This is a genomic window from Burkholderia cepacia complex sp. TUM26381 (genome assembly GCF_057439935.1).
In genome coordinates this window covers 328,206-348,340 of sequence record NZ_CM172006.1, presented here as the reverse complement: position 1 = coordinate 348,340, position 20,135 = coordinate 328,206, and the positions used below count along the sequence as shown (strand labels likewise).

34 protein-coding genes are annotated in these 20,135 nt (G+C 61.3%); 2 read left to right on the top strand and 32 right to left on the bottom strand.

Annotated features, from left to right (window positions below; all coding sequences use genetic code 11):
* Positions 1-156: 156 nt before the first annotated feature.
* Positions 157-810 carry a c-type cytochrome gene (locus tag ACWMMN_RS01680; protein WP_059232610.1) on the bottom strand — a complete coding sequence of 218 codons (654 nt, stop codon included), beginning with the start codon at positions 808-810 and terminating at the stop codon, positions 157-159.
* A 214-nt stretch (positions 811-1,024) separates the two neighbouring features.
* Here ACWMMN_RS01680 and yihA point away from each other — a divergent pair, with 214 nt between their 5' ends.
* Both yihA and hemB read left to right on the top strand, forming a co-directional pair.
* Positions 1,025-1,684 (top strand): ribosome biogenesis GTP-binding protein YihA/YsxC, encoded by a 660-nt coding sequence (gene yihA, locus ACWMMN_RS01675; protein WP_059232611.1) that lies wholly within the window; start codon positions 1,025-1,027, stop codon positions 1,682-1,684.
* Positions 1,685-1,938: 254 nt separating this feature from the next.
* A complete protein-coding gene (gene hemB, locus ACWMMN_RS01670; protein WP_174994250.1) occupies positions 1,939-2,937 on the top strand; it encodes a porphobilinogen synthase in 999 nt (332 codons plus the stop codon).
* 107 nt (positions 2,938-3,044) lie between these two features.
* Here hemB and dsbD read toward each other — a convergent pair whose 3' ends face one another.
* The 31 genes from dsbD to rpsJ all read right to left on the bottom strand — a co-directional run bounded on the left by dsbD (position 3,045) and on the right by rpsJ (position 20,042).
* On the bottom strand, positions 3,045-4,895 hold the full coding sequence (dsbD, locus tag ACWMMN_RS01665) for a protein-disulfide reductase DsbD (RefSeq protein ID WP_174994249.1): 1,851 nt from the start codon (positions 4,893-4,895) through the stop codon (positions 3,045-3,047).
* Positions 4,888-5,214, bottom strand: coding sequence for a divalent-cation tolerance protein CutA (gene cutA / locus ACWMMN_RS01660; RefSeq protein ID WP_059232614.1), 327 nt, complete (start codon positions 5,212-5,214; stop codon positions 4,888-4,890). Before cutA ends, dsbD begins: the two co-directional genes overlap by 8 nt.
* Positions 5,215-5,415: 201 nt before the next feature.
* Positions 5,416-5,811 carry a 50S ribosomal protein L17 gene (gene rplQ, locus ACWMMN_RS01655; protein WP_006477175.1) on the bottom strand — a complete coding sequence of 132 codons (396 nt, stop codon included), beginning with the start codon at positions 5,809-5,811 and terminating at the stop codon, positions 5,416-5,418.
* Positions 5,812-5,948: 137 nt separating this feature from the next.
* The gene (locus ACWMMN_RS01650) at positions 5,949-6,926 is read right to left on the bottom strand and encodes a DNA-directed RNA polymerase subunit alpha (RefSeq protein WP_006477176.1); all 978 of its coding nucleotides are present in this window, start codon (positions 6,924-6,926) and stop codon (positions 5,949-5,951) included.
* Between the two features lie 124 nt (positions 6,927-7,050).
* Positions 7,051-7,674, bottom strand: a complete 624-nt coding sequence (gene rpsD, locus ACWMMN_RS01645; RefSeq protein WP_047899585.1) for a 30S ribosomal protein S4 — start codon at positions 7,672-7,674, stop codon at positions 7,051-7,053.
* Positions 7,675-7,828: 154 nt separating this feature from the next.
* On the bottom strand, positions 7,829-8,230 hold the full coding sequence (gene rpsK, locus ACWMMN_RS01640) for a 30S ribosomal protein S11 (protein WP_004197937.1): 402 nt from the start codon (positions 8,228-8,230) through the stop codon (positions 7,829-7,831).
* A 28-nt stretch (positions 8,231-8,258) separates the two neighbouring features.
* The gene (rpsM, locus tag ACWMMN_RS01635; protein ID WP_006477178.1) at positions 8,259-8,624 is read right to left on the bottom strand and encodes a 30S ribosomal protein S13; all 366 of its coding nucleotides are present in this window, start codon (positions 8,622-8,624) and stop codon (positions 8,259-8,261) included.
* 38 nt (positions 8,625-8,662) lie between these two features.
* Positions 8,663-8,779, bottom strand: coding sequence for a 50S ribosomal protein L36 (rpmJ, locus tag ACWMMN_RS01630; RefSeq protein ID WP_004199844.1), 117 nt, complete (start codon positions 8,777-8,779; stop codon positions 8,663-8,665).
* A gap of 20 nt (positions 8,780-8,799) precedes the next feature.
* Positions 8,800-9,018: a translation initiation factor IF-1 gene (gene infA, locus ACWMMN_RS01625; RefSeq protein WP_004521905.1), complete on the bottom strand. Its 219-nt coding sequence runs from the start codon at positions 9,016-9,018 to the stop codon at positions 8,800-8,802.
* Between the two features lie 5 nt (positions 9,019-9,023).
* Positions 9,024-10,373, bottom strand: coding sequence for a preprotein translocase subunit SecY (gene secY, locus ACWMMN_RS01620; protein WP_006482915.1), 1,350 nt, complete (start codon positions 10,371-10,373; stop codon positions 9,024-9,026).
* Positions 10,374-10,415: 42 nt separating this feature from the next.
* Positions 10,416-10,850 carry a 50S ribosomal protein L15 gene (gene rplO / locus ACWMMN_RS01615; protein ID WP_006482880.1) on the bottom strand — a complete coding sequence of 145 codons (435 nt, stop codon included), beginning with the start codon at positions 10,848-10,850 and terminating at the stop codon, positions 10,416-10,418.
* 26 nt (positions 10,851-10,876) lie between these two features.
* Positions 10,877-11,059, bottom strand: coding sequence for a 50S ribosomal protein L30 (rpmD, locus tag ACWMMN_RS01610; RefSeq protein ID WP_050454145.1), 183 nt, complete (start codon positions 11,057-11,059; stop codon positions 10,877-10,879).
* A gap of 15 nt (positions 11,060-11,074) precedes the next feature.
* The gene (gene rpsE, locus ACWMMN_RS01605; RefSeq protein ID WP_006752931.1) at positions 11,075-11,593 is read right to left on the bottom strand and encodes a 30S ribosomal protein S5; all 519 of its coding nucleotides are present in this window, start codon (positions 11,591-11,593) and stop codon (positions 11,075-11,077) included.
* A 14-nt stretch (positions 11,594-11,607) separates the two neighbouring features.
* Positions 11,608-11,973, bottom strand: a complete 366-nt coding sequence (rplR, locus tag ACWMMN_RS01600; protein WP_006477183.1) for a 50S ribosomal protein L18 — start codon at positions 11,971-11,973, stop codon at positions 11,608-11,610.
* Between the two features lie 12 nt (positions 11,974-11,985).
* A complete protein-coding gene (rplF, locus tag ACWMMN_RS01595; RefSeq protein WP_006477184.1) occupies positions 11,986-12,516 on the bottom strand; it encodes a 50S ribosomal protein L6 in 531 nt (176 codons plus the stop codon).
* Positions 12,517-12,534: 18 nt separating this feature from the next.
* Complete coding sequence (rpsH, locus tag ACWMMN_RS01590) at positions 12,535-12,930, bottom strand: 30S ribosomal protein S8 (RefSeq protein WP_006477185.1); 396 nt, start codon at positions 12,928-12,930, stop codon at positions 12,535-12,537.
* A 14-nt stretch (positions 12,931-12,944) separates the two neighbouring features.
* Entirely contained in the window at positions 12,945-13,250 is a 306-nt protein-coding gene (rpsN, locus tag ACWMMN_RS01585) for a 30S ribosomal protein S14 (protein ID WP_059232615.1), read from the bottom strand.
* 7 nt (positions 13,251-13,257) lie between these two features.
* Positions 13,258-13,797 carry a 50S ribosomal protein L5 gene (gene rplE / locus ACWMMN_RS01580; RefSeq protein ID WP_006477186.1) on the bottom strand — a complete coding sequence of 180 codons (540 nt, stop codon included), beginning with the start codon at positions 13,795-13,797 and terminating at the stop codon, positions 13,258-13,260.
* A 16-nt stretch (positions 13,798-13,813) separates the two neighbouring features.
* Positions 13,814-14,122 carry a 50S ribosomal protein L24 gene (gene rplX / locus ACWMMN_RS01575; RefSeq protein ID WP_006477187.1) on the bottom strand — a complete coding sequence of 103 codons (309 nt, stop codon included), beginning with the start codon at positions 14,120-14,122 and terminating at the stop codon, positions 13,814-13,816.
* A gap of 9 nt (positions 14,123-14,131) precedes the next feature.
* A complete protein-coding gene (gene rplN / locus ACWMMN_RS01570) occupies positions 14,132-14,500 on the bottom strand; it encodes a 50S ribosomal protein L14 (RefSeq protein ID WP_006482918.1) in 369 nt (122 codons plus the stop codon).
* Between the two features lie 309 nt (positions 14,501-14,809).
* Entirely contained in the window at positions 14,810-15,082 is a 273-nt protein-coding gene (rpsQ, locus tag ACWMMN_RS01565; protein WP_006477189.1) for a 30S ribosomal protein S17, read from the bottom strand.
* Positions 15,079-15,273, bottom strand: a complete 195-nt coding sequence (gene rpmC, locus ACWMMN_RS01560) for a 50S ribosomal protein L29 (RefSeq protein ID WP_006400652.1) — start codon at positions 15,271-15,273, stop codon at positions 15,079-15,081. The genes rpsQ and rpmC overlap by 4 nt, the downstream gene beginning before the upstream one ends.
* A gap of 9 nt (positions 15,274-15,282) precedes the next feature.
* Positions 15,283-15,699 (bottom strand): 50S ribosomal protein L16, encoded by a 417-nt coding sequence (rplP, locus tag ACWMMN_RS01555; RefSeq protein WP_006752927.1) that lies wholly within the window; start codon positions 15,697-15,699, stop codon positions 15,283-15,285.
* A 2-nt stretch (positions 15,700-15,701) separates the two neighbouring features.
* Positions 15,702-16,502 (bottom strand): 30S ribosomal protein S3, encoded by an 801-nt coding sequence (gene rpsC / locus ACWMMN_RS01550; protein ID WP_006482899.1) that lies wholly within the window; start codon positions 16,500-16,502, stop codon positions 15,702-15,704.
* Between the two features lie 11 nt (positions 16,503-16,513).
* Positions 16,514-16,843, bottom strand: coding sequence for a 50S ribosomal protein L22 (rplV, locus tag ACWMMN_RS01545; RefSeq protein WP_004199272.1), 330 nt, complete (start codon positions 16,841-16,843; stop codon positions 16,514-16,516).
* 12 nt (positions 16,844-16,855) lie between these two features.
* Positions 16,856-17,131, bottom strand: a complete 276-nt coding sequence (gene rpsS / locus ACWMMN_RS01540; RefSeq protein WP_004199273.1) for a 30S ribosomal protein S19 — start codon at positions 17,129-17,131, stop codon at positions 16,856-16,858.
* A gap of 10 nt (positions 17,132-17,141) precedes the next feature.
* Positions 17,142-17,969, bottom strand: a complete 828-nt coding sequence (gene rplB / locus ACWMMN_RS01535; RefSeq protein WP_006482900.1) for a 50S ribosomal protein L2 — start codon at positions 17,967-17,969, stop codon at positions 17,142-17,144.
* 2 nt (positions 17,970-17,971) lie between these two features.
* On the bottom strand, positions 17,972-18,286 hold the full coding sequence (gene rplW, locus ACWMMN_RS01530; RefSeq protein WP_004199275.1) for a 50S ribosomal protein L23: 315 nt from the start codon (positions 18,284-18,286) through the stop codon (positions 17,972-17,974).
* Positions 18,283-18,903, bottom strand: coding sequence for a 50S ribosomal protein L4 (gene rplD, locus ACWMMN_RS01525; RefSeq protein ID WP_011350675.1), 621 nt, complete (start codon positions 18,901-18,903; stop codon positions 18,283-18,285). The genes rplW and rplD overlap by 4 nt, the downstream gene beginning before the upstream one ends.
* Positions 18,903-19,553 (bottom strand): 50S ribosomal protein L3, encoded by a 651-nt coding sequence (gene rplC / locus ACWMMN_RS01520; protein WP_006482922.1) that lies wholly within the window; start codon positions 19,551-19,553, stop codon positions 18,903-18,905. Before rplC ends, rplD begins: the two co-directional genes overlap by 1 nt.
* A gap of 177 nt (positions 19,554-19,730) precedes the next feature.
* Positions 19,731-20,042, bottom strand: a complete 312-nt coding sequence (gene rpsJ, locus ACWMMN_RS01515; protein ID WP_004199280.1) for a 30S ribosomal protein S10 — start codon at positions 20,040-20,042, stop codon at positions 19,731-19,733.
* Between the last annotated feature and the right edge of the window lie 93 nt (positions 20,043-20,135).

Here is a 20,135-nt window from a genome sequence, read left to right as displayed (position 1 = left end):
GCTGCCCCCAAGGGGGCGATCGGCACGCTCGGGACGGCCCGGCGAGTGCCAACAAAAAAGGGCAAGGCGGCCGCAACGGTGCGGCGCCCCACCCTTTTCTTGTTCTGACTCCGGCCGCCCTTCGGGCGACCGGTCATTCCATTCGCGACCGGCCGGTCAACGCAGGCCCGCGATGTAATCCGCGACGGCCTTGATCTCGTTGTCCGACAGGCGCGTGGCGATCTGATGCATCGCCTCGTTGTTGTTACGCGCGCCGGCACCCTGCTGGAACGCGGTCAACTGCGCGACCGTGTAATCGGCCCACTGCCCCGACAGGCGCGGATACTGGATCGGCATCCCCTGGCCCGTCGGCCCGTGGCAGCTCGCGCAGGCAGGTACGCCCTTCTCCGCGATGCCGCCGCGATAGATCTTCTGGCCGACCGGCACGGTCGCCGCATCGCGTGCGGTACCGAGCTTCGTCGTCTGCGACCCGTAGTACGCGGCGACGTTGCGCATGTCGTCCGCGCTCAACGCGCTCGCGAAGCCGACCATCACCGCGTTGTTACGCACCGGCCCCTTCGCGCCCGGCTGCGCCTTGAAGTCGTTCAACTGCTTGACCAGATATTCGGGATGCTGGCCGGCAAGCTTCGGGAAACTGCCCGACGCGCTATTGCCGTCGGCGCCGTGACACGACGCGCAGACCTGCCCGGCAATCGCCTTGCCGCGGTCGAGATCCGGCTTGGCCGCATCTGCCGCGTTTGCCTCCGCTACGAAACCTACGAACCCTGCTGCAACCTGAAGCACCATCAGAGACTTGCACAGTCGATTCATTCGCACACCCTGTTTCGTCTTGTGGGAATTTGAGGTTCTGCAAAAAACGACGGCGACCAGTCTACCGCAGAAGCCACATAAAAGCGCGAGGCAGGCGCCAGGTGGCCTTTGGTAAAACCGCCGTATTGTACAATATCGTGTTGAAAGCTCCCGCGCCTATCGGGGCTACCCCGCCTCCACCAAGCGGCTCGCGCCGCCCGTCCTTCCGGTTCCCATGGCCTTTTTGCTCCATCAAGCCCGCTTCTACACGACCGTCAACCATCTGCGCGACCTGCCGCCGACGGTCCAGCCGGAAATCGCGTTCGCGGGCCGCTCGAATGCCGGCAAGTCGACGGCGATCAACGTGCTGTGCAACCAGAAGCGGCTGGCCTTCGCGTCGAAGACGCCCGGCCGCACGCAGCATATCAACTACTTCTCCGTCGGCCCGGCCGCCGAGCCCGTCGCGAACCTCGTCGACCTGCCCGGCTACGGCTACGCGGAAGTGCCCGGCGCCGCCAAGGCGCACTGGGAGATGCTGCTGTCGTCCTACCTCGCGACGCGTTCGCAGCTCTGCGGCCTGATCCTGATGATGGATTCGCGCCGTCCGCTGACCGACCTCGATCGCCGCATGATCGAGTGGTTCGCGCCGACCGGCAAGCCGATCCACACGCTGCTGACCAAGTGCGACAAATTGACGCGCCAGGAAAGCATCAATGCGCTGCGGACCACGCAAAAGGGGCTCGATGCGTATCGCGACCAGGGCGTCCAGGGCAAGCTGACGGTCCAGCTGTTCTCCGCGCTGAAGCGCACGGGGCTCGACGAAGCGCACGCGCTGATCGAGAGCTGGCTGCGGCCGTCGGTCGCCGACGAAAAAAGCGAGCCTGTAGCACAATGATCGGGCAACGCGCGGCCGGGATCGGCGGCGCGCTCCTGACGGCGCCTGCGGATTCGGCCGGCTCATAAAAAAACCCGCCGTTAAACGGCGGGTCAAACAGCCTAATCGAAAAACGACAGGCACCCGCTCAGGGAGGAGAAGCGGGGAGCTGCACGCTACGCGTGCCGCTCGATCGCTATCATATACCAACGCTCCCAAAAATCACCTAAGGGTTCCGTAAGGTCCTTACCGCCCTGATTTCTGCCCAATCGCCCATGAGCTTCCATCCGCTTCATCGTCCGCGCCGGATGCGCCGCGACGACTTCTCCCGCCGCCTGATGCGCGAAAACCGCCTGACCACCGACGACCTGATCTACCCGGTGTTCGTCGTCGAAGGCACCAACGAACGGCAGCCGGTGCCGTCGATGCCCGGCGTCGAGCGCGTATCCGTCGATCTGCTGATGCACGTCGCCGAACAATGCGTCGAACTCGGCGTGCCCGTGCTATCGCTGTTCCCGGCCATCGATCCGTCGGTGAAGACGCCCGACGGCCGCGAGGCAGCCAACCCGGACGGCCTGATTCCGCGCGCGGTGCGCGAGCTGAAGAAGCGCTTCCCCGAGCTCGGCGTGCTGACCGACGTCGCGCTCGACCCGTACACGAGCCACGGCCAGGACGGCGTGCTCGACGAAAACGGCTACGTGATCAACGACGACACGATCGAGATCCTGATCGATCAGGCGCGCGCGCAAGCTGAAGCCGGCGTCGACATCGTCGCGCCGTCGGACATGATGGACGGCCGCATCGGCGCGATCCGTGAAATGCTGGAAAGCGACGGTCACATCCACACGCGGATCATGGCCTATTCGGCGAAGTTCGCATCGGCGTTCTACGGCCCGTTCCGCGACGCGGTCGGCTCGGCATCCAACCTGGGCAAGGGCAACAAGATGACCTACCAGATGGATCCGGCGAACAGCGACGAGGCGCTGCGCGAAGTGCGCCTCGACATCGACGAAGGCGCCGACATGGTGATGGTCAAGCCCGGCATGCCGTATCTCGACATCGTGCGCCGCGTGAAGGACGAGTTCCGCTTCCCGACCTACGTGTACCAGGTAAGCGGCGAATACGCGATGCTGAAGGCGGCCGCAATGAACGGCTGGCTCGACCACGACAAGGTCGTGCTCGAATCGCTGCTCGCGTTCAAGCGTGCGGGCGCCGACGGCGTGCTCACGTACTTCGCGCTCGATGCGGCGCGCCTGCTGAAAGCGCAGCGCTGAGCGCGCGCCGGCTGGCACGATGCAAAACGGCGGGACACTTCGGTGTTCCGCCGTTTTTTTTGCTTACCGCCGATCGAGGCGGCAGCCGTATCGAGCGTCCCGGTTCGTCATACCGTCGGGACAGCGGCCCGATCGAGGCTGCGCAGGAACGTCTCGGCCGCCTGATAACCGACCACGCGCCCGATCTCGTTACCGCTGCGATCGAAGAAGATGATGCCCGGCGGCCCGAACAGGTTGAAGCGCTTGAGCAGCGCCTGATCGTCCGGGTTGTTCGCGGTGACGTCCGCGCGCACGAGGTGGAGCTGTGCGAGCCGCGCCTGCACGCGCGCGTCGGTGAACGTCAGATGCTCCATCTCCTTGCAGCTCACGCACCAGTCGGCGTAGAAGTCGAGCATCACGGGCTGGCCCGACGTCTTCAGCAGCGCGTCGAGCTCGCCGCTGGAACGCACCGATGCGAACGCGGGACCGTCCTGCGCGGCGGCCGCGCCGGCCGTCGCGGCCCCGCCGGATGCCACCGTGCGCGCCGCCAGCACGGCCAGCGGCTTCACGGGATCGGTGGAGCCCGCAGCGAGGCCGACGAGCAGCGTCGCAGCCCAGATCGCGAGCGCGGCGCCCACGCCACGGCCCAGGCGGCGCCAGATCGATGCGGCGCCGGCATTCGGCGTGAACAGGCCGAGCGCCGCGGCCGCGATCAGCAGCCACAACGCGGCGAGCACCATCTTCAGGCCGCCCGCCAGCACCGGCCACACGATCCACAGCGCGGCCGCGAGCAGCACGATGCCGAAGAACACCTTCACTCCGTCCATCCACGCACCTGCGCGCGGCAGCACCGTCCCTGCACCGACGCCGACGACCAGCAGCGGCACGCCGAGCCCCAGGCCCATGGCGAACAGCGCCGCCCCACCGAGCAACGCATTGCCGGTGTGCGCGATGAAGGCGAGCACCGCGAACAGCGGCGCCGTCATGCACGCGCCGACAACCAGCGCCGACAACGCGCCCATCGCCGCGACCGCAGCGAAGTGGCCGCCCTGACGTGCGCTCGAAGCCTCCGCCGCGCCGTTCTGCCAGCGCGCCGGCAGCGCGAAGTCCTTGCCCGAGATCAGCGACACCGCGAACGCGGTCAGCAGCACGCCGAACGCGCCGAGCACCCACGGGTTCTGCAGCCACGCGCCGAGACTCTGGCCCACCAGCGCGGCGGCGATGCCGAGCACCGTGTAGACCAGCGCCATGCCGACCACATAGGTCAGCGACAGCGCAAAGCCGCGTGCGTGCGTTGCACGCGTGCCCTGGCCGATGATGATCGCGGACACGATCGGAATCATCGGGTACGAACACGGCAGGAGGCTCAGCACGACACCCGCGACGAAGTACAGCGCGACGATCGTGAAGAAGCCGTGCCCTTCGAGCAGCGACTGCGCGAAATCGGCGCTCGTGACCTTGTCGAACCAGCTGCCCGCGGCGGCCGTGTCGCCGCCGGACGACGATGCTGCACCGAGCGCGGCGCCATCGACCTTCATGACGTGCTCGGCCGGCGGATAGCAGATCCCTTCGTCCGCACACCCCTGCGACGTCACCGCGAGCTCGAACGGCCCTGCCGCCTGCTTCACGGGCACGTGAACGACGACTTCGTCGCGATAGGTCTCGACGTTCTTCTGGAACGTCTGGTCGAACTTCACGTGACCGGCCGGGAATTGCGGCTCGCCGAGGGTCGCCTGCCCGCTCTTCACCGCGAACGCGAACCGCTCGCGGTACATGTAATAGCCGTTGGCGATCTTGAAGCGGATGTCCACCTGTCCCGGCGATTCGCTCGCGCTGAACTTGAACGCAACCGACGGATCGAGGAAATCGTCAGCCGCGCGCGCAACGGACAGGCCGCCCAGCACGAACACGAACGACAACAGGACTGCAAGGAACCGCAGCGCACGCACGCGCACGAAAAGCGCCATACCGTTAAACATGAAATAGACGTTGAGTTTCGCTGGTCACCCACTGGCCATACGCGGCCGATGCCGTCGTCTGCCACGAGACGATTTCGGGCGTCTCGTAAGGATGATGCGCGAGAATAAATCGCTCCAGTTCGAGCGCCCGCACGGGGCTCGTCTTGAACAGCAACTGGATCTCGTCGGCCGTTTCGACCTTGCCCTGCCAGTGATAGCGCGACTTGATCGCACCGAGCTCCGACACGCACGCGGCCAGCCGCGCATCGAGCGCGCCGTCGGTGAGGGCCGTGGCCGTCGCCGCATCCGGCACCGTCGTCAGCATCAGCACCACTATCATCCGAGCCCTCCTGGCTGGTCTAACGGCTCCTGCCGGCGCGAATTGCCTATCCTCCGATCACGCCGGTTGCCCGTATCGTAGCGCAGCCCGCGCAACACTGCCGGCGCCGGCCTGCGACAATCGATCGCAGCCGGCGCGTCAAAAACAAAAAGGGCCAAGCAATTGCTCGGCCCCTTTCAGATACTGCAGCGTACCGGAAGCTTACTCAGCTTCTTGCACGTTTTCCGTTTCGTCGACTTCCGGACGGTCGAGCAGTTCGACCAGTGCCATCGGTGCGTTGTCGCCCACGCGGAAGCCGAACTTCAGCACGCGCAGGTAGCCGCCCGGACGGTTCGCGAAACGCGGACCGAGCACGTCGAACAGCTTCGCCACCGAGTCACGATCGCGCAGGCGGTTGAACGCCAGGCGACGGTTTGCCAGCGACGGCTTCTTGCCGAGCGTGATCAGCGGCTCGACGACTTTACGGAGTTCCTTCGCCTTCGGCAGCGTCGTCTTGATGACTTCGTGCTCGATCAGCGAGTTGGACATGTTACGGAGCATAGCCAGACGGTGGCTGCTCGTGCGGTTCAGTTTCCGCAGACCATGACGATGGCGCATTTCAGTTTCCTTGATTCAAAGTTTTGATCCAGCTCTTCTATCGCACCTCGACGGGTGCACGGGCCGGTAGTGAAAAAAGCAAGATGCGGATTTTAAAGGAAAATCCGCATCTTTGCCAACTACAGCTACAACCGGGCTTACTTGTCGAGACCAGCCGGCGGCCAGTTCTCGAGCTTCATGCCCAGCGTGAGACCGCGCGAAGCGAGCACTTCCTTGATCTCGTTGAGCGACTTGCGACCGAGGTTCGGCGTCTTCAGCAGCTCGTTTTCCGTGCGCTGGATCAGGTCGCCGATGTAGTAGATGTTCTCGGCCTTCAGGCAGTTCGCCGAACGAACCGTCAGCTCGAGATCGTCCACCGGACGCAGCAGGATCGGATCGATCTGCGGTGCACGCGACGGCGCTTCGGCTGCCGTTTCCGTGCCTTCCAGCGCCGCGAACACGGACAGCTGGTCAACCAGGATGCGGGCCGATTGGCGGATCGCTTCTTCCGGCGTGATCACGCCGCTCGTCTCGATGTTCATCACGAGCTTGTCGAGGTCGGTACGCTGCTCGACACGTGCGCTTTCGACAGCGTAGCTCACGCGGCGAACCGGCGAGAACGATGCGTCGAGGACGATGCGGCCGATGATCTTGGCCGTGTCTTCGCCGTAGCGACGGACGTTGCCGGGCACATAGCCGCGACCCTTTTCGATCTTGATCTGAACGTCGAGCTTGCCGCCCTTCGACAGGTGCGCAATCACGTGATTCGGGTTGATGACTTCGCAATCGTGGGCCAGCTCGATATCGCCGGCCGTGACAACGCCTTCACCTTCCTTGCGCAGCGTAACCGTCACTTCGTCACGGTTATGCAGCTTGAACACCACGCCCTTCAGGTTCAGCAGCAGGTTGACGACGTCTTCCTGCACGCCATCCAGCGTCGAGTACTCGTGCACCACGCCTGCGATCGTGACTTCGGTCGGCGCGTAGCCAACCATCGACGACAGCAGCACGCGACGCAGCGCATTGCCCAAGGTATGGCCGTAACCGCGTTCGAACGGTTCCATGACCACCCTCGCGTGGTTCTCGCCAAGCGATTCCACGGCGATGATCTTGGGTTTCAGCAAACTGGTTTGCATGGGCTTTCCTTTTCAATACCCTCGGCTCGTTACACCGATAAGGCTGACCGGTAACAACCAGAAAATAAACAGCCGAGGCCCCTCCTTGCGTATCGCAATCGGGGTACCTCGGCCGTCAATCGGATTAACGCGAATACAATTCGACGATCAGGCTTTCGTTGATGTCGCCTGCGATCTCAACGCGTTCCGGCATTTGCTTGAACGTGCCTTCGAACTTCTTCGCATCGACTGCAACCCAGCTCGGCATGCCGCCTTGCTCGGCCAGCGACAGCGCTTCGACGATACGCGCCTGCTTCTTCGCCTTTTCGCGGATCGCGACGACGTCGCCTGCCTTCACTTGCTGCGACGGGACGTTTGCGACGACGCCGTTCACGGTGATCGACTTGTGGCTCACCAGCTGACGCGCTTCAGCGCGGGTCGAGCCGAAGCCCATGCGATACACGACGTTGTCGAGGCGCGACTCGAGCAGTTGCAGCAGGTTTTCACCCGTGTTGCCCTTGCGGCGGTCGGCTTCAGCGAAGTAGCGGCGGAACTGACGTTCCAGCACGCCGTAGATGCGCTTGACCTTCTGCTTTTCACGCAGCTGCGTACCGTAGTCGGACGTACGTGCGCCCGAGGTACGGCCGTGCTGACCCGGCTTGCTGTCGAGCTTGCACTTGTCGGCGAGCGAGCGGCGTGCGCTCTTCAGGAACAGGTCGGTGCCTTCACGGCGGGACAGCTTGGCTTTGGGGCCGATATAACGTGCCACTTTGCATTCCTTTATCAATCAGTCACGCGGATCGAAATCCGCGCTAGTCCGCTCCCTTTGGGGCGAACGGTGGGCTTAGTCAATCAAAAAAGCAACGCCCGTCGACGCTGAGCGGCGACAGGCAATGCGCTAGCACGAACGTGCCAGCACATCCTTAGATACGACGACGCTTCGGCGGGCGGCAGCCGTTGTGCGGAATCGGGGTGACGTCCGAAATCGCGGTGATCTTGATGCCGAGGCCATGCAGCGCACGCACTGCCGACTCACGACCCGGGCCCGGGCCCTTGATCCGCACTTCCAGATTCTTCACGCCGTATTCCATCGCGACGCGGCCAGCCGACTCGGCTGCGACCTGAGCAGCGAACGGCGTCGATTTGCGCGAGCCCTTGAAGCCCTGACCGCCCGACGTCGCCCATGCCAGAGCGTTGCCTTGGCGATCGGTGATCGTGATGATCGTGTTGTTGAACGACGCGTGAACGTGAACCACGCCTTCAGCGACGTTCTTCTTAACCTTTTTGCGAACGCGTTGCGCCGCGGTATTCGAAGCCTTAGCCATTACGTTTTCCTGTAACTGTCAGTTCCGCTTACTTCTTCAGCGCTTGCGCTGCACGACGCGGACCCTTACGGGTACGTGCGTTCGTACGCGTACGCTGACCGCGCATCGGCAGGCCCTTGCGATGACGGACGCCACGGTAGCAACCGAGGTCCATCAGGCGCTTGATGTTCATCGTCACTTCACGGCGCAGATCGCCTTCGACGACAAACTTGCCCACTTCTTCACGCAGCTTTTCCAGGTCTGCGTCGGTCAGATCCTTGACCTTCTTCGAAAAATCGACGCCAGCTGCCACGCAGATGCTGCGCGAACGGGTGCGGCCGACACCAAAGATAGCCGTCAGGCCAATCTCGGTGTGCTGGTGATTCGGGATGTTAACCCCTGCGATACGAGCCATTGTTTTTCCTCAAACAAAAAGCGCAAACAAACGCGCGGTCAGCCTTGGCGCTGCTTGTGGCGCGGATCCGAGCTGCAGATCACGCGAACGACGCCTTTGCGCTTGATGATCTTGCAATTGCGGCAAATGCGCTTAACCGATGCCATCACTTTCATGATAATACCCTTTTTTCAAATCACTTCGCCCGGAACACGATCCGCGCACGAGACAGATCGTAAGGCGTCAACTCAACCGTCACCTTGTCGCCCGGCAGGATGCGGATGTAGTGCATCCGCATCTTTCCGGAAATATGTCCCAACACGACATGGCCGTTTTCCAGCTTCACACGGAAGGTCGCATTCGGGAGGTTTTCAATCACCTCACCCTGCATCTGGATTACATCGTCTTTGGCCATAGTCCTTAACGCATCGGGATGTTGCCGCCCTTGAAGTTCGCCTTCTTGAGCAGTGACTCATACTGTTGCGACATAACGTACGACTGCACCTGCGCCATAAAGTCCATCGTGACGACGACAATGATCAGCAGCGACGTTCCACCAAAATAAAACGGCACGTTCCAGCGCAGCACCAGAAACTCTGGCAGTAGACACACGAAGACGATGTAGATCGCACCGGCCAGCGTCAGACGCGTGAGGATGCGGTCGATATATCGTGCGGTCTGATCGCCCGGACGGATGCCCGGAACAAACGCGCCGCTCTTCTTCAGGTTGTCCGCGGTTTCCCTGCTGTTGAACACCAGTGCGGTGTAGAAGAAGCAGAAAAACACGATTGCCAGCGTGTACAGCAGCACATAGACCGGCTGGCCCGGCTTAAGCGCTTCCGCAACGTTATGCAACGTATTGGAAATCCAGCTTCCCGTCGGCTGACCGGTACTGAACCAGCCGAGAATCGTTGCCGGGAACAGAATGATCGACGATGCAAAGATCGGCGGAATCACGCCCGACATGTTCAACTTCAGCGGCAGATGGGACGACTGCCCGCCGTAGATCTTGTTGCCGACCTGGCGCTTCGCGTAGTTCACGAGGATCTTGCGCTGACCGCGTTCGATGAACACGACCAGGTAAGTCACCGCGGCAATCAGAACGACGATGATGATCGCCGAAATGATGCTCATCGAACCCGTACGCACCAGCTCGAACAACCCACCCACGGCATTCGGGAACCCTGCTGCGATCCCGCCGAAGATGATGATCGAGATACCGTTGCCCAGACCACGCTCGGTAATCTGCTCGCCGAGCCACATCAGGAACATCGTACCGGTAACCAGCGTCACGACCGTCGTCAGACGGAACAGCATGCCGGGATCGGTGACGAGGCCCGGCTGGTTTTCCAGCGCAGCCGCGATACCGAACGCCTGGAAGGTCGCGAGCACCACGGTGAAATACCGCGTGTACTGCGTGATCTTCCGTTGCCCTGCCTGCCCTTCCTTCTTCAGCGCCTCGAGCTGCGGCGAAACGATCGCCAGCAACTGCATGATGATCGACGCCGAGATGTACGGCATGATCCCCAGCGCAAAGATCGTGAAGCGGGAAAGCGCGCCACCCGAGAACATGTTGAACATGCCCAGGATGCCGCCCGCCTGGCTCTGGAACAGCTTAGCCAGTTGATCCGGATCGATGCCCGGCACGGGAATGTGCGCGCCGATGCGATAGACGATCAGCGCCAGGAGCAGGAACATCGCTCGCCGGCGCAGATCGCCGAATTTCGCCGTGCTTCGACCGGGTTTTGCAAGACTCGGGCTGTTAGCCAAGTACCTTCTCCGATGAATGCAAGTGACGACGCGCTACGCGTGTCACTCGGCGAACGAACCGCCAGCCGCTTCGATCGCAGCGCGCGCACCCTTGGTGGCACCGAGACCCTTCACGACGATCTTGCGCTTCAGTTCACCCGTCGCGATGATCTTTGCGCTCTTCGTCAGCTCGCCGACCAGGCCGGCTTGCTTCAGTGCGAGCAGATCGATCTCGTCGACCGGCAGCTTCTCGAGGTCGCCCAGGCGCACTTCACCGACGAATTCCTTCGTCAGCGACGTGAAGCCGCGCTTCGGCAGACGACGTTGCAGCGGCATCTGACCGCCTTCGAAACCGACTTTGTGGAAGCCGCCCGAACGCGATTTCTGACCCTTGTGACCACGGCCAGCCGTCTTGCCGAGGCCCGAACCGATGCCACGACCGACGCGACGCTTGGCGTGCTTGGCGCCAGCGGCCGGCTTCAGGTTATTCAATTCCATATCAACTCCTTGATCCGTAGGGCCGCTTACGCGATGACCTTAACGAGGTACGAAACCTTGTTGATCATGCCGCGGACCGCCGGCGTGTCCTGCAGCTCGCTGACCGAATTGAGTCGGCGCAGGCCCAGGCCACGCACGGTTGCGCGGTGCGTTTCGCGGGTCCCGATCAGGCTCTTGACGAGCTGAACCTTGACAGTTTTTTCAGACATGGTGACCACCCGGGCTTAGCCCAAAATATCTTCGACGGACTTGCCGCGCTTCGCCGCGATGTCTGCCGGGGTGGACTGCTTGCGCAGGCCGTCCAGCGTGGCGCGAACGAGGTTGTACGGGTTCGTCGAACCGTGGCTCTTCGCCACAACGTTCTGAACGCCCATCACGTCGAACACTGCGCGCATCGGGCCGCCGGCGATCACGCCCGTACCTGCCTTCGCCGGAGCGAGGAGGACGGCCGAAGCGCCGTGCTTGCCGTGCACTTCGTGCTGCAGCGTGCCGTTCTTGAGCGGCACCTTGAACATGTTGCGGCGAGCTTGTTCCATTGCCTTCTGGACAGCGACCGGCACTTCCTTCGCCTTGCCCTTGCCCATACCGATGCGGCCATCACCGTCGCCAACCACGGTCAGTGCGGCGAAGCCGAGAATACGGCCACCCTTCACGACCTTGGTCACGCGATTGACCGAAATCATCTTTTCACGAAGGCCGTCGTCGCGCTCGTCAGCCTGAACTTTCGCTTGCATCTTTGCCATGACGAATTCCTTCCTTAGAACTTGAGCCCAGCTTCGCGAGCTGCCTCAGCCAGCGCCTTGACGCGGCCATGGTAGCGGAAGCCCGAGCGGTCGAAGGCGACGGATTCGATGCCGGCGGCCTTTGCCTTCTCGGCAATACGCTTGCCGATCAGCGTCGCAGCATTAACGTTGCCGCCCTTGCCCGACTTGTCGGCGAGCTCGGCGCGCACTTCAGCTTCGAGCGTCGACGCGCTGGCGAGCACCTTGGTGCCGCAGGGCGAGAACACTTGAGCGTAGATGTGCGTGTTCGTGCGATGCACGGCGAGACGCGCGACCTGCAGCTCAGCGATCTTGATACGCGTCTGGCGAGCGCGGCGCAGGCGAGATTGAGTCTTATCCATGATTGCGCACCCTTACTTCTTCTTCGTTTCTTTGAGGATCACAACCTCGTCGGCATAACGCACGCCCTTGCCCTTGTAGGGCTCCGGCGGACGGTAACCGCGGACTTCCGCAGCCACTTGACCGACTTGTTGCTTGTTGATCCCCTTGATCACGATTTCGGTTTGCGTCGGGGTTTCAGCCTTGACGCCTTCCGGCATCTGGTGCACCACCGGGTGCGAGAAACCCAGCGACAGGTTCAGCTTGTCGCCTTGCGCTTGCGCACGGTAACCGACGCCAACCAGCGTCAGCTTGCGCTCGAAACCCTTGGTCACGCCGTGCACGGCATTCGCGATGATCGCGCGCATCGTGCCCGACAGTGCATTTGCTTCGCGGCTTTCGTCGACCGGCGACAGATTCAGCGTGCCGTCGTTGTTCGCCACGTTCACGAGCGGATTGATCGCTTGCGTGATGGTGCCCAGCGGGCCCTTGACGGTGATTGCACCGTCGGCCAGCTTGACTTCCGCGCCTTGCAGCGCGATCGGGCTCTTACCTACTCGAGACATGTTTCTCTCTCCTCGGCTTTAAGCGACGTAGCAGATGACTTCGCCGCCGACGCCGGTAGCGCGCGCCTTGCGATCAGTCATCACGCCCTTCGGCGTCGACACGATAGCCACGCCGAGGCCGTTCATGACCTGCGGAATGTCGTTACGGCCGCGGTACACGCGCAGACCAGGCTTCGACACGCGCTCGAGGCGTTCGATGACCGGGCGACCTGCGTAGTACTTCAGCGCGATATTCAGTTCGGACTTCGCACCTTCCGCCTTGACGGCGAAATCGTCGATATAACCTTCGTCCTTGAGGACTTGCGCGATTGCAACCTTGACCTTCGACGAGGGCATCGCTACCGATACCTTCTCGACCATCTGCGCGTTGCGGATGCGAGTCAGCATATCGGCGATAGGATCACTCATGCTCATTTACGTTTCTCCTATTACCAGCTCGCCTTGGTCAGGCCAGGAATCTCGCCACGGAATGCGATTTCACGAATCTTGTTACGCGCGAGGCCGAATTTACGGAACGTGCCACGCGGACGGCCCGTGATCGCGCAGCGGTTACGCTGGCGGGTCGGGTTTGCGTTGCGGGGCAGTTGCTGCAGCTCCAGGCGTGCTTCGTAGCGCTCTTCTTCCGACTTGCTTTGGTCTTCGACGATCGCCTTCAGCGTTTCACGCTTTGCTGCGAACTTCGCGACCAGACGGGCGCGCTTCTTTTCACGTTCGATCAGTGCCAGTTTAGCCACGGTAACCTCAGTTTCTGAACGGGAACTTGAAGCTGGCGAGCAGAGCCTTTGCTTCGTCGTCGGTCTTCGCAGTCGTCGTGATGCTGATGTTCAGCCCACGCAGTGCGTCGATCTTGTCGTAGTCGATTTCGGGGAAAATGATCTGCTCTTTCACACCGATGTTGTAGTTGCCACGGCCATCGAAAGCACGACCCGACACGCCGCGGAAATCTCGCACGCGGGGCAGGGCAACCGTCACGAAACGGTCGAGGAATTCGTACATTGCTTGGCCACGCAGCGTCACCATCGCGCCGATCGGGTAACCCTGGCGGATCTTGAAGCCTGCGATTGCCTTGCGAGCCTTCGTGACGACCGGCTTCTGGCCGGCGATCTTCGTGAGGTCGCCAACGGCGTTCTCGATGATCTTCTTGTCAGCGATCGCTTCGCCAAGACCCATGTTCAGCGTGATCTTGGTGATGCGCGGCACTTCCATGACCGACTTGTAACCGAACTTCTCGATCAGGCCGGGCACAACCTTTTCTTTGTAAAACTCTTGAAAACGAGCCATTTTTTACTCCGCTGCGTCAGGCGCTCAGTACGGCACCGGTCGTCTTCAGGAAGCGAACCTTCTTGCCTTCCTCGACCTTGATGCCAACACGCGACGCCTTGCCATTCGCGTCGACCAGTGCGACGTTCGAAATATGCAGGGGCATCGTCTTCGCTTCCACGCCGCCCGTCGTACCCTTCATCGGGTTCGGCTTCACATGCTTCTTGACGAGGTTGATACCTTCAACCGTCACATGTTCAGCACCGACAGCCAGCACGACGCCGCGCTTGCCCTTGTCCTTGCCAGTGACGACGATGACTTCGTCACCTTTGCGAATCTTGTTCATCGCGACTCCTTACAGCACTTCCGGCGCCAGCGAAACGATCTTCATGAATCGTTCGCTACGCAGCTCACGCGTCACCGGCCCGAAGATACGGGTGCCGATCGGCTCGAGCTTGTTATTCAAAAGCACAGCGGCGTTGCCGTCGAACTTGATCAGCGAGCCGTCTTGACGGCGCACGCCCTTGGCGGTGCGGACCACCACGGCGTTGTAAATTTCGCCTTTCTTCACGCGCCCGCGCGGCGTTGCCTCTTTGACGCTCACCTTGATGATGTCGCCAATGCCGGCATAACGACGCTTCGAGCCGCCGAGCACCTTGATGCACAGGACTTCACGTGCACCCGTGTTGTCGGCTACTTCGAGCCGAGATTCGGTCTGGATCATGGTTTGTCTTTCCCAACTTAATCCGGATGCACCACCATGATGCACTCGGTCAGTCTTGGTCCCGTCAGCCAATCGGCTGCTTGGGTTGGAACAGCAGCGACGGCAAACGAAACCCGCCATCGCAATTCGGTGAATCTTTCGGACAGGCTGGCGCCAGTCCGCTTCCCCCACCAACTTCGCCCGCGACGGGGCTCCCATAAAGAGGGAAGACCAGGATTATAACAAATAATCCTGGTCCCGCAAGCAAAAACTTTGCGATTTCAAGCACTTCGTGGAGAAGTGCCTGTTACTGCCTACTACGCTGCCCGCTTAGATGACGCGAGCGGCTTCGACGAGGCGCGACACCGTCCAGGCCTTCGTCTTCGAAACAGGACGCGTTTCCTGGATTTCGACGAGATCGCCTTCGTTGTAGGTGTTCGCTTCATCGTGCGCGTGGTACTTCTTCGAACGCACGACATACTTGCCGTAGATCGGATGCTTGACGCGGTGCTCGATCAGCACGGTGACGGTCTTGTCCATCTTGTTGCTGACGACCCGACCGACCAGCGTCCGCTTCAGCGAGGTTTTCACGCTATCGTTCATTTCTGGTTCGCCTTCTGAGTCATGACGGTCCGCACACGTGCGATGTCGCGACGAACCTTCTTCAGCTGGCTCGTGTTCGTGAGCTGCTGGGTCGCGAGTTGCATGCGCAGGCCGAATTGCGCCTTCAGCAGGTCCGCCAGCTCCTTGTTGAGCGCGGCCTGGTCTTTCTGGAGAAGTTCGGAAGCCTTCATATTTTCTCCTTAGGCGCCGAGCTGGCGCACGATGAACGCCGTCTTCAGCGGCAGCTTGGCTGCAGCCAGACGGAACGCTTCGCGTGCCAGTTCTTCGGTTACGCCGTCCATTTCATAGAGCATCTTGCCCGGCTGAATCTCGGCGACGTAGTACTCCGGGTTACCCTTACCGTTACCCATACGCACTTCCGCCGGCTTCTGCGAAATCGGCTTGTCCGGGAAGATCCGGATCCAGATGCGGCCGCCACGCTTGATGTGACGCGTCATTGCACGACGCGCCGCTTCAATCTGGCGTGCGGTCAAACGACCGCGACCGATCGCCTTCAGGCCGAAATCACCGAACGACACTGCGTTGCCGCGCGTCGCCTTGCCGGTGTTACGACCCTTCTGCTCTTTACGATACTTCCTGCGTTTCGGTTGCAGCATCGTTATTCTCCAGTCTTGCCGTCTTCGGGCTTGCCGGCGCCACGGCGCGGTGCGCCACGACGAGCACCCGGAGCGCCGCCTTCGCCGTCACGGCGCGGACGACGGTCGCCCGGACGCGCATTGCGACGCGGACGCTTGTCTTCGGCTACTTCTTCCACCACCGGTGCGTCGTTGCGGCCGAGCGTATCGCCCTTGTAGACCCACACCTTGACGCCGATGATCCCGTAAGTCGTCTTCGCTTCCGAGGTCGCGTAGTCGATATCGGCACGCAGCGTATGAAGCGGCACGCGACCTTCGCGATACCACTCCGTACGAGCGATTTCGATACCGTTCAGACGGCCCGCGCTCATGATCTTGATGCCTTGAGCACCCAGACGCATCGCGTTCTGCATCGCACGCTTCATCGCGCGACGGAACATGATCCGGCGCTCGAGCTGTTGCGTGATCGAGTCGGCGATCAGCTGAGCATCGGTTTCCGGCTTGCGGATTTCTTCGATGTTGACGTGAACCGGCACGCCCATGCGGCGTTGCAGTTCCGTCTTCAGCTGTTCGATATCCTCGCCCTTCTTGCCGATGACCACACCCGGACGCGAGCTGTAAATCGTGATGCGCGCGTTCTTCGCCGGACGCTCGATGACGACCCGACCGACCGAAGCGTTCTTCAGCTTCTTCTTCAGGTATTCACGAACACCGATGTCTTCCTGCAGCATCGCCGCGAAATTGTTGTTGTTCGCGTACCAACGCGAAGCCCAATTGCGGCTGACAGCCAGGCGGAAGCCAGTCGGATGAATTTTCTGTCCCATCGTATGGCTCCTTAATTCCCGACCGTCACAGTGATGTGACAGGATTGCTTCTCGATGCGGTTACCGCGGCCCTTGGCGCGCGCGGTGAAACGCTTGAGCGATGCAGCCTTGTCGACGTAGATGCTCTTGATCTTGAGCTCGTCGATATCGGCGCCTTCGTTGTGCTCCGCATTCGCGATTGCCGACAGCACAACCTTCTTCACGATGCCAGCCGCTTTCTTCGGCGAGAACGTCAGAACGTTCAGCGCCTTGTCGACCGGCAAACCGCGGATCTGGTCAGCCACAAGGCGCGTTTTTTGCGCCGAGATGCGGGCACCGCGATGAATTGCTTTCACTTCCATCTTGATTGCCCCTTATTTCTTGGCCTTCTTGTCGGCTGCGTGACCCTTGAACGTACGGGTCAGTGCGAACTCGCCAAGCTTGTGGCCGACCATGTTTTCCGAGATGTACACCGGAACGTGTTGACGGCCGTTGTGAACAGCGATCGTCAGGCCGATGAAATCCGGCAGAATCGTCGAGCGACGCGACCAGGTCTTGATCGGCTTTTTGTCGCGCGAAGCTGCAGCCGCCTCAACTTTCTTCAGCAAATGGGCGTCGCAGAACGGACCTTTTTTAACAGAACGTGCCATTGCCTACTCCTTAACGCTTGTGACGGCGCTGGACGATCATCGTCGTCGTGCGCTTGTTGCTACGGGTGCGATAACCCTTAGCCGGCGTACCCCACGGGCTCACCGGATCGCGACCTGCAGCCGTCTTGCCCTCACCACCACCGTGCGGGTGATCAACCGGGTTCATCGCAACGCCACGCACCGTCGGGCGGATACCGCGCCAGCGGTTCGCGCCAGCCTTGCCGATCTGGCGCAGGCTATGCTCTTCGTTACCGACTTCACCGATCGTTGCACGGCACTCGATGTGCACGCGGCGGATTTCGCCCGAACGCAGACGAACCTGCGCGTAGACGCCTTCACGTGCCAGCAGCATGGCCGACGTGCCAGCCGAACGCGCCATTTGCGCGCCCTTGCCCGGCAGCATCTCGATGCAGTGGATCGTCGTACCGACCGGAATGTTGCGGATCGGCAGCGTGTTGCCTGCACGGATCGGCGCTTCCGAACCCGACATCAGCTGTTGGCCGACGGTCAGGCCCTTCGGGGCGATGATGTAGCGACGCTCGCCGTCTGCGTAGAGCACCAGCGCGATGTTCGCGCTACGGTTCGGGTCGTACTCGAGACGTTCGACCTTTGCCGGGATGCCGTCCTTCGTGCGACGGAAATCGACGATACGGTAGTGCTGCTTGTGACCACCACCCTTGTGACGCGTGGTGATACGACCGTTGTTGTTACGGCCGGCGGTCGAGCTCTGCGAGTCGAGCAGTGCCGCGAACGGCTTGCCCTGGTGCAGGTTCTTGTTGACCACCTTGACCATCGCGCGGCGACCCGGCGATGTCGGCTTAACTTTAACGATTGCCATGATTACTTGGCCTCCGCTTCAAAGTTGATTTCCTGGCCGGGCTTCAGGCAAACGTACGCCTTCTTCACGTCCTTGCGGCGGCCCATCGAACGGCCAAAGCGCTTTTGCTTGCCCTTCTGAACCAGCACGTTGACGGAATCAACTTCAACCTTGAACAGCAGCTCAACGGCCGCCTTCACTTCCTGCTTCGTGGCATCCGGTGCGACTTCGAACACGACTTGCTCGTTCTTGTCGGCAACCAGCGTCGCCTTTTCCGAGATCACCGGTGCGAGCAGGACCTGCATCAAACGATGATCGTTCTTGCGAATCTCGCTCATGACAGCAACTCCTCGATCTGGGCGACCGCAGCCTTCGTGACCAGCACTTTCTTGAAGTAGATCAGCGACAGCGGGTCAGCGTAGCGCGGCTCGACAATTGCCACGTGCGGCAGGTTGCGCGATGCCAGGTACAGGTTTTCGTCAACCGTGTCGGTGATGATCAGCACGGAGTCGAGACCCATGGTCTTGAATTTTTCGGCCAGCAGCTTGGTCTTCGGCGCTTCGAGGATGATGTCCTCGACGACCGACAGACGGCCTTCACGGGCCAGCTGCGAGAAGATCGAGCAGAGACCTGCGCGATGCATCTTCTTGTTGACCTTGTGCGAGAAGTTTTCTTCCGGCGAATTCGGGAAGATACGACCACCGCCACGCCACAACGGGCTCGACGACATACCGGCACGAGCGCGGCCCGTACCCTTCTGGCGCCACGGCTTCTTCGTCGTGTGCTTGACTTGCTCACGGTCCTTCTGTGCGCGGTTACCCTGGCGAGCATTCGCCTGGTAAGCGACGACGACCTGGTGGATCAGCGCTTCGTTGTAGTCACGACCGAACACGACGTCCGATGCGTTGACCACTGCACCTTCCTGACCATTTTCGTTCAGGAGCTTGAGTTCCATTATTTCGCCCCCTTGGTCTTGACGGCCGGCGTCACGAAGACTTTGCCGCCCTTCGCGCCCGGAATCGCACCCTTCACGAGCAGCAGCTTGCGCTCTGCGTCGATACGAGCGATTTCGAGGTTCTGCACCGTCACCGTCACGTCACCCATGTGACCCGTCATGCGTTTACCCGGGAAAACACGACCCGGATCCTGCGCCATACCGATCGAGCCCGGCACGTTGTGCGAGCGCGAGTTACCGTGCGTGGCACGGCCGGAGGAGAAGTTGTAACGCTTGATCGTACCGGCGTAGCCCTTACCGATCGACACGCCTTGCACGTCGACCTTCTGGCCCACTTCGAAAAGATCAGCACCGACCACGGCGCCATTCGACAGCTCAGCTGCCTTGGCCGCGTCAATGCGGAATTCCTTGAGGATTTCACCGGCTTCGACACCGGCTTTGGCGAGATGACCTGCCAGCGGCTTCGTCACGCGCGATGCACGACGGGAGCCGAATGCAACCTGCACGGCCGTGTAGCCGTCGGTTTCAACAGTCTTGATCTGCGTCACGCGGTTGTCCGACACGTCCAGCACGGTGACGGGAATCGAATCCCCTTCAGCCGTGAAGATACGGGTCATGCCAACCTTGCGACCTACGAGTCCAAGGCTCATCATTTTCTCCATTCCCGACTGCGATTGGTCGGGGCTGATTTACAAAATGCCGGGCACGCAAGGCCCAACTTTTTTACGCGAATACGCGAAAAGCCAAGCATTATAGCCCGACCTCACGTTTTCTGCAAGCAATCAAAGACTTAGCGCCGCCCGGCAAGCCGATCGGCGCTGGAAGCCTTACTGCAGCTTGATTTCCACGTCGACGCCAGCCGGCAGGTCGAGCTTCATCAGCGCGTCAACGGTCTTGTCCGTCGGGTCGACGATGTCCATCAGGCGCTGGTGGGTGCGGATTTCGAGCTGATCGCGCGACGTCTTGTTGACGTGCGGCGAACGCAGGATGTCAAAACGCTGAATGCGCGTCGGCAGCGGCACCGGGCCACGGACGATTGCGCCAGTCCGCTTCGCGGTATCGACGATTTCGGCAGCCGATTGATCGATCAGACGATAGTCGAAAGCCTTCAGGCGAATGCGGATTTTCTGTTGCTGCATGACAATTCCTTGAAAAGAGCGAGGCGATCTTGCATCGCCGGACACTAAAAGAACGTGAAACATGACGCCTGCGGGGAGCGAGACATCACGTTC

Excerpts from the sequence above, each read along its gene's own strand:
- ACWMMN_RS01680 (WP_059232610.1), bottom strand. The coding sequence starts at position 810 with ATGAATCGACTGTGCAAGTCTCTGATGGTGCTTCAGGTTGCAGCAGGG.
- yihA (WP_059232611.1), top strand. The coding sequence starts at position 1,025 with ATGGCCTTTTTGCTCCATCAAGCCCGCTTCTACACGACCGTCAACCAT.
- hemB (WP_174994250.1), top strand. The coding sequence starts at position 1,939 with ATGAGCTTCCATCCGCTTCATCGTCCGCGCCGGATGCGCCGCGACGAC.
- dsbD (WP_174994249.1), bottom strand. The coding sequence starts at position 4,895 with ATGTTTAACGGTATGGCGCTTTTCGTGCGCGTGCGTGCGCTGCGGTTC.
- cutA (WP_059232614.1), bottom strand. The coding sequence starts at position 5,214 with ATGATAGTGGTGCTGATGCTGACGACGGTGCCGGATGCGGCGACGGCC.
- rplQ (WP_006477175.1), bottom strand. The coding sequence starts at position 5,811 with ATGCGCCATCGTCATGGTCTGCGGAAACTGAACCGCACGAGCAGCCAC.
- ACWMMN_RS01650 (WP_006477176.1), bottom strand. The coding sequence starts at position 6,926 with ATGCAAACCAGTTTGCTGAAACCCAAGATCATCGCCGTGGAATCGCTT.
- rpsK (WP_004197937.1), bottom strand. The coding sequence starts at position 8,230 with ATGGCTAAGGCTTCGAATACCGCGGCGCAACGCGTTCGCAAAAAGGTT.
- rpsM (WP_006477178.1), bottom strand. The coding sequence starts at position 8,624 with ATGGCTCGTATCGCAGGGGTTAACATCCCGAATCACCAGCACACCGAG.
- rpmJ (WP_004199844.1), bottom strand. The coding sequence starts at position 8,779 with ATGAAAGTGATGGCATCGGTTAAGCGCATTTGCCGCAATTGCAAGATC.
- infA (WP_004521905.1), bottom strand. The coding sequence starts at position 9,018 with ATGGCCAAAGACGATGTAATCCAGATGCAGGGTGAGGTGATTGAAAAC.
- rplO (WP_006482880.1), bottom strand. The coding sequence starts at position 10,850 with ATGGAATTGAATAACCTGAAGCCGGCCGCTGGCGCCAAGCACGCCAAG.
- rpmD (WP_050454145.1), bottom strand. The coding sequence starts at position 11,059 with ATGTCTGAAAAAACTGTCAAGGTTCAGCTCGTCAAGAGCCTGATCGGG.
- rpsE (WP_006752931.1), bottom strand. The coding sequence starts at position 11,593 with ATGGCAAAGATGCAAGCGAAAGTTCAGGCTGACGAGCGCGACGACGGC.
- rplR (WP_006477183.1), bottom strand. The coding sequence starts at position 11,973 with ATGGATAAGACTCAATCTCGCCTGCGCCGCGCTCGCCAGACGCGTATC.
- rplF (WP_006477184.1), bottom strand. The coding sequence starts at position 12,516 with ATGTCTCGAGTAGGTAAGAGCCCGATCGCGCTGCAAGGCGCGGAAGTC.
- rpsH (WP_006477185.1), bottom strand. The coding sequence starts at position 12,930 with ATGAGCATGAGTGATCCTATCGCCGATATGCTGACTCGCATCCGCAAC.
- rplE (WP_006477186.1), bottom strand. The coding sequence starts at position 13,797 with ATGGCTCGTTTTCAAGAGTTTTACAAAGAAAAGGTTGTGCCCGGCCTG.
- rplX (WP_006477187.1), bottom strand. The coding sequence starts at position 14,122 with ATGAACAAGATTCGCAAAGGTGACGAAGTCATCGTCGTCACTGGCAAG.
- rplN (WP_006482918.1), bottom strand. The coding sequence starts at position 14,500 with ATGATCCAGACCGAATCTCGGCTCGAAGTAGCCGACAACACGGGTGCA.
- rpsQ (WP_006477189.1), bottom strand. The coding sequence starts at position 15,082 with ATGAACGATAGCGTGAAAACCTCGCTGAAGCGGACGCTGGTCGGTCGG.
- rpmC (WP_006400652.1), bottom strand. The coding sequence starts at position 15,273 with ATGAAGGCTTCCGAACTTCTCCAGAAAGACCAGGCCGCGCTCAACAAG.
- rplP (WP_006752927.1), bottom strand. The coding sequence starts at position 15,699 with ATGCTGCAACCGAAACGCAGGAAGTATCGTAAAGAGCAGAAGGGTCGT.
- rpsC (WP_006482899.1), bottom strand. The coding sequence starts at position 16,502 with ATGGGACAGAAAATTCATCCGACTGGCTTCCGCCTGGCTGTCAGCCGC.
- rplV (WP_004199272.1), bottom strand. The coding sequence starts at position 16,843 with ATGGAAGTGAAAGCAATTCATCGCGGTGCCCGCATCTCGGCGCAAAAA.
- rpsS (WP_004199273.1), bottom strand. The coding sequence starts at position 17,131 with ATGGCACGTTCTGTTAAAAAAGGTCCGTTCTGCGACGCCCATTTGCTG.
- rplB (WP_006482900.1), bottom strand. The coding sequence starts at position 17,969 with ATGGCAATCGTTAAAGTTAAGCCGACATCGCCGGGTCGCCGCGCGATG.
- rplW (WP_004199275.1), bottom strand. The coding sequence starts at position 18,286 with ATGAGCGAGATTCGCAAGAACGATCATCGTTTGATGCAGGTCCTGCTC.
- rplD (WP_011350675.1), bottom strand. The coding sequence starts at position 18,903 with ATGGAACTCAAGCTCCTGAACGAAAATGGTCAGGAAGGTGCAGTGGTC.
- rplC (WP_006482922.1), bottom strand. The coding sequence starts at position 19,553 with ATGAGCCTTGGACTCGTAGGTCGCAAGGTTGGCATGACCCGTATCTTC.
- rpsJ (WP_004199280.1), bottom strand. The coding sequence starts at position 20,042 with ATGCAGCAACAGAAAATCCGCATTCGCCTGAAGGCTTTCGACTATCGT.